The organism is Streptococcus mitis, from assembly GCF_026782865.1.
Taxonomy (GTDB): Bacteria; Bacillota; Bacilli; order Lactobacillales; family Streptococcaceae; genus Streptococcus; species Streptococcus mitis_CG.
This window is the reverse complement of the sequence record NZ_JAKUXK010000019.1, coordinates 1-5266: the sequence shown is the minus strand read 5'-3', so window position 1 is coordinate 5266 and position 5266 is coordinate 1. Positions and strand designations below refer to the sequence as shown.

The window sequence follows — 5266 nt, the reverse complement described above, 5'->3', positions numbered from 1 at the left end:
AGCTAAGCGACTTCCATATCTCACAGGGGGCAACCCCCAACTACTTCCGGCGTTCTAGGGCTTAACTTCTGTGTTCGGCATGGGTACAGGTGTATCTCCTAGGCTATCGTCACTTAACTCTGAGTAATACCTACTCAAAATTGAATATCTATTCAAATCAAGAAAACCGTTCGCTTTCATATTCTCAGTTACTTTGGATAAGTCCTCGAGCTATTAGTATTAGTCCGCTACATGTGTCGCCACACTTCCACTTCTAACCTATCTACCTGATCATCTCTCAGGGCTCTTACTGATATAAAATCATGGGAAATCTCATCTTGAGGTGGGTTTCACACTTAGATGCTTTCAGCGTTTATCCCTTCCCTACATAGCTACCCAGCGATGCCTTTGGCAAGACAACTGGTACACCAGCGGTAAGTCCACTCTGGTCCTCTCGTACTAGGAGCAGATCCTCTCAAATTTCCTACGCCCGCGACGGATAGGGACCGAACTGTCTCACGACGTTCTGAACCCAGCTCGCGTGCCGCTTTAATGGGCGAACAGCCCAACCCTTGGGACCGACTACAGCCCCAGGATGCGACGAGCCGACATCGAGGTGCCAAACCTCCCCGTCGATGTGAACTCTTGGGGGAGATAAGCCTGTTATCCCCAGGGTAGCTTTTATCCGTTGAGCGATGGCCCTTCCATACGGAACCACCGGATCACTAAGCCCGACTTTCGTCCCTGCTCGAGTTGTAGCTCTCGCAGTCAAGCTCCCTTATACCTTTACACTCTGCGAATGATTTCCAACCATTCTGAGGGAACCTTTGGGCGCCTCCGTTACCTTTTAGGAGGCGACCGCCCCAGTCAAACTGCCCGTCAGACACTGTCTCCGATAGGGATCACCTATCCGGGTTAGAGTGGCCATAACACAAGGGTAGTATCCCAACAACGTCTCCTTCGAAACTGGCGTCCCGATCTCATAGACTCCTACCTATCCTGTACATGTGGTACAGACACTCAATATCAAACTGCAGTAAAGCTCCATGGGGTCTTTCCGTCCTGTCGCGGGTAACCTGCATCTTCACAGGTACTAAAATTTCACCGAGTCTCTCGTTGAGACAGTGCCCAAATCATTACGCCTTTCGTGCGGGTCGGAACTTACCCGACAAGGAATTTCGCTACCTTAGGACCGTTATAGTTACGGCCGCCGTTTACTGGGGCTTCAATTCATACCTTCGCTTACGCTAAGCACTCCTCTTAACCTTCCAGCACCGGGCAGGCGTCACCCCCTATACATCATCTTACGATTTAGCAGAGAGCTGTGTTTTTGATAAACAGTTGCTTGGGCCTATTCACTGCGGCTGACTTAAAGTCAGCACCCCTTCTCCCGAAGTTACGGGGTCATTTTGCCGAGTTCCTTAACGAGAGTTCTCTCGCTCACCTGAGGCTACTCGCCTCGACTACCTGTGTCGGTTTGCGGTACGGGTAGAGTATGTTTAAACGCTAGAAGCTTTTCTTGGCAGTGTGACGTCACTAACTTCGCTACTAAACTTCGCTCCCCATCACAGCTCAATGTTATAGATATAAGCATTTGACTCATATCACACCTCACTGCTTAGACAGACACTTCCAATCGTCTGCTTTAGTTAGCCTACTGCGTCCCTCCATCACTACATACTCTAGTACAGGAATATCAACCTGTTGTCCATCGGATACACCTTTCGGTCTCTCCTTAGGTCCCGACTAACCCAGGGCGGACGAGCCTTCCCCTGGAAACCTTAGTCTTACGGTGGACAGGATTCTCACCTGTCTTTCGCTACTCATACCGGCATTCTCACTTCTATGCGTTCCAGCACTCCTCACGGTACACCTTCATCACACATAGAACGCTCTCCTACCATACCTATAAAGGTATCCACAGCTTCGGTAAATTGTTTTAGCCCCGGTACATTTTCGGCGCAGGGTCACTCGACTAGTGAGCTATTACGCACTCTTTGAATGAATAGCTGCTTCTAAGCTAACATCCTAGTTGTCTGTGCAACCCCACATCCTTTTCCACTTAACAATTATTTTGGGACCTTAGCTGGTGGTCTGGGCTGTTTCCCTTTCGACTACGGATCTTAGCACTCGCAGTCTGACTGCCGACCATAATTCATTGGCATTCGGAGTTTATCTGAGATTGGTAATCCGGGATGGACCCCTCACCCAAACAGTGCTCTACCTCCAAGAATCTCTAATGTCGACGCTAGCCCTAAAGCTATTTCGGAGAGAACCAGCTATCTCCAAGTTCGTTTGGAATTTCTCCGCTACCCACAAGTCATCCAAGCACTTTTCAACGTGCCCTGGTTCGGTCCTCCAGTGCGTCTTACCGCACCTTCAACCTGCTCATGGGTAGGTCACATGGTTTCGGGTCTACGTCATGATACTAAGGCGCCCTATTCAGACTCGGTTTCCCTACGGCTCCGTCTCTTCAACTTAACCTCGCATCATAACGTAACTCGCCGGTTCATTCTACAAAAGGCACGCTCTCACCCATTAACGGGCTCGAACTTGTTGTAGGCACACGGTTTCAGGTTCTATTTCACTCCCCTCCCGGGGTGCTTTTCACCTTTCCCTCACGGTACTGGTTCACTATCGGTCACTAGGGAGTATTTAGGGTTGGGAGATGGTCCTCCCAGATTCCGACGGGATTTCACGTGTCCCGCCGTACTCAGGATACTGCTAGGTACAAAGACTATTTTAAATACGAGGCTATTACTCTCTTTGGCTGATCTTCCCAAATCATTCTTCTATAATCTTTGAGTCCACATTGCAGTCCTACAACCCCGAAGAGTAAACTCTTCGGTTTGCCCTCCTGCCGTTTCGCTCGCCGCTACTAAGGCAATCGCTTTTGCTTTCTCTTCCTGCAGCTACTTAGATGTTTCAGTTCACTGCGTCTTCCTCCTCACATCCTTAACAGATGCGGGTAACAGGTAGTACCTGTTGGGTTCCCCCATTCGGAAATCCCTGGATCATCGCTCACTTACAGCTACCCAAGGCATATCGTCGTTTGTCACGTCCTTCTTCGGCTCCTAGTGCCAAGGCATCCACCGTGCGCCCTTATTAACTTAACCTTATTTTTTGACCTTTCAGTCATAAACTCTTATTAATACTACAGCGTTTTCGGTTTATTTTCTTGTTACTATTTGATATAGATATTCAATTTTCAATGTGCATTACTTGGTGATCTCTCACCAATGGAGCCTAGCGGGATCGAACCGCTGACCTCCTGCGTGCAAAGCAGGCGCTCTCCCAGCTGAGCTAAGGCCCCACAAGACCTCTCAAGACTAAACAAGACCAATGCGCAGTTCCTTATCCTTAGAAAGGAGGTGATCCAGCCGCACCTTCCGATACGGCTACCTTGTTACGACTTCACCCCAATCATCTATCCCACCTTAGGCGGCTGGCTCCTTACGGTTACCTCACCGACTTCGGGTGTTACAAACTCTCGTGGTGTGACGGGCGGTGTGTACAAGGCCCGGGAACGTATTCACCGCGGCGTGCTGATCCGCGATTACTAGCGATTCCGACTTCATGTAGGCGAGTTGCAGCCTACAATCCGAACTGAGACTGGCTTTAAGAGATTAGCTTGCCGTCACCGGCTTGCGACTCGTTGTACCAGCCATTGTAGCACGTGTGTAGCCCAGGTCATAAGGGGCATGATGATTTGACGTCATCCCCACCTTCCTCCGGTTTATTACCGGCAGTCTCGCTAGAGTGCCCAACTAAATGATGGCAACTAACAATAGGGGTTGCGCTCGTTGCGGGACTTAACCCAACATCTCACGACACGAGCTGACGACAACCATGCACCACCTGTCACCTCTGTCCCGAAGGAAAACTCTATCTCTAGAGCGGTCAGAGGGATGTCAAGACCTGGTAAGGTTCTTCGCGTTGCTTCGAATTAAACCACATGCTCCACCGCTTGTGCGGGCCCCCGTCAATTCCTTTGAGTTTCAACCTTGCGGTCGTACTCCCCAGGCGGAGTGCTTAATGCGTTAGCTACGGCACTAAACCCCGGAAAGGGTCTAACACCTAGCACTCATCGTTTACGGCGTGGACTACCAGGGTATCTAATCCTGTTTGCTCCCCACGCTTTCGAGCCTCAGCGTCAGTTACAAGCCAGAGAGCCGCTTTCGCCACCGGTGTTCCTCCATATATCTACGCATTTCACCGCTACACATGGAATTCCACTCTCCCCTCTTGCACTCAAGTTAAACAGTTTCCAAAGCGTACTATGGTTAAGCCACAGCCTTTAACTTCAGACTTATCTAACCGCCTGCGCTCGCTTTACGCCCAATAAATCCGGACAACGCTCGGGACCTACGTATTACCGCGGCTGCTGGCACGTAGTTAGCCGTCCCTTTCTGGTAAGATACCGTCACAGTGTGAACTTTCCACTCTCACACTCGTTCTTCTCTTACAACAGAGCTTTACGATCCGAAAACCTTCTTCACTCACGCGGCGTTGCTCGGTCAGACTTCCGTCCATTGCCGAAGATTCCCTACTGCTGCCTCCCGTAGGAGTCTGGGCCGTGTCTCAGTCCCAGTGTGGCCGATCACCCTCTCAGGTCGGCTATGTATCGTCGCCTTGGTGAGCCGTTACCCCACCAACTAGCTAATACAACGCAGGTCCATCTGGTAGTGATGCAATTGCACCTTTTAAGTAAATGTCATGCAACATCTACTCTTATGCGGTATTAGCTATCGTTTCCAATAGTTATCCCCCGCTACCAGGCAGGTTACCTACGCGTTACTCACCCGTTCGCAACTCATCCAGAAGAGCAAGCTCCTCCTTCAGCGTTCTACTTGCATGTATTAGGCACGCCGCCAGCGTTCGTCCTGAGCCAGGATCAAACTCTCATTAAAAGTTTGAGTTCTCACTCATTTCTGTCACTGACAGATTTATTGTTTTTTCATTGTTCAGTACTACAACAGTTGTTGTAGTGCCCTGCACATTGGTTCGTCTTGTTCAGTTTTCAAAGGTCTTTCTCACTCGCTTCTCTCAAGTGACAACTATATTAGTATATCACAGTCGCTTTCGCTTGTCAACACTTTCTTGAAACTTTTTTAAACTTTTTTCATCAAGTGTTCCAACCACAACATACCATAGTCCGTACGGGATTCGAACCCGTGTTACCGCCGTGAAAAGGCGGTGTCTTAACCCCTTGACCAACGGACCTGAGTTGTTATTTTCAACTCTTACTATTATACCCACTTTTCTAACTTTGTCAACACCTTTTTTA

2 tRNA genes and 3 rRNA genes are annotated in these 5266 nt (G+C 49.4%); all 5 read right to left on the bottom strand.

The window, feature by feature from the left end:
* Position 1: 1 nt before the first annotated feature.
* Positions 2–117, bottom strand: a 5S ribosomal RNA gene (gene rrf, locus MK482_RS08915).
* Between the two features lie 76 nt (positions 118–193).
* Positions 194–3095: ribosomal RNA gene (locus MK482_RS08910) — 23S ribosomal RNA — on the bottom strand.
* A 124-nt stretch (positions 3096–3219) separates the two neighbouring features.
* A tRNA-Ala gene (locus MK482_RS08905) sits at positions 3220–3292 on the bottom strand.
* Between the two features lie 51 nt (positions 3293–3343).
* Positions 3344–4889, bottom strand: a 16S ribosomal RNA gene (locus MK482_RS08900).
* The 16S, 23S and 5S rRNA genes sit together here with 2 tRNA genes alongside, the layout of an rRNA operon.
* A 241-nt stretch (positions 4890–5130) precedes the next feature.
* Positions 5131–5202, bottom strand: a tRNA-Glu gene (locus tag MK482_RS08895).
* Positions 5203–5266: the final 64 nt, after the last annotated feature.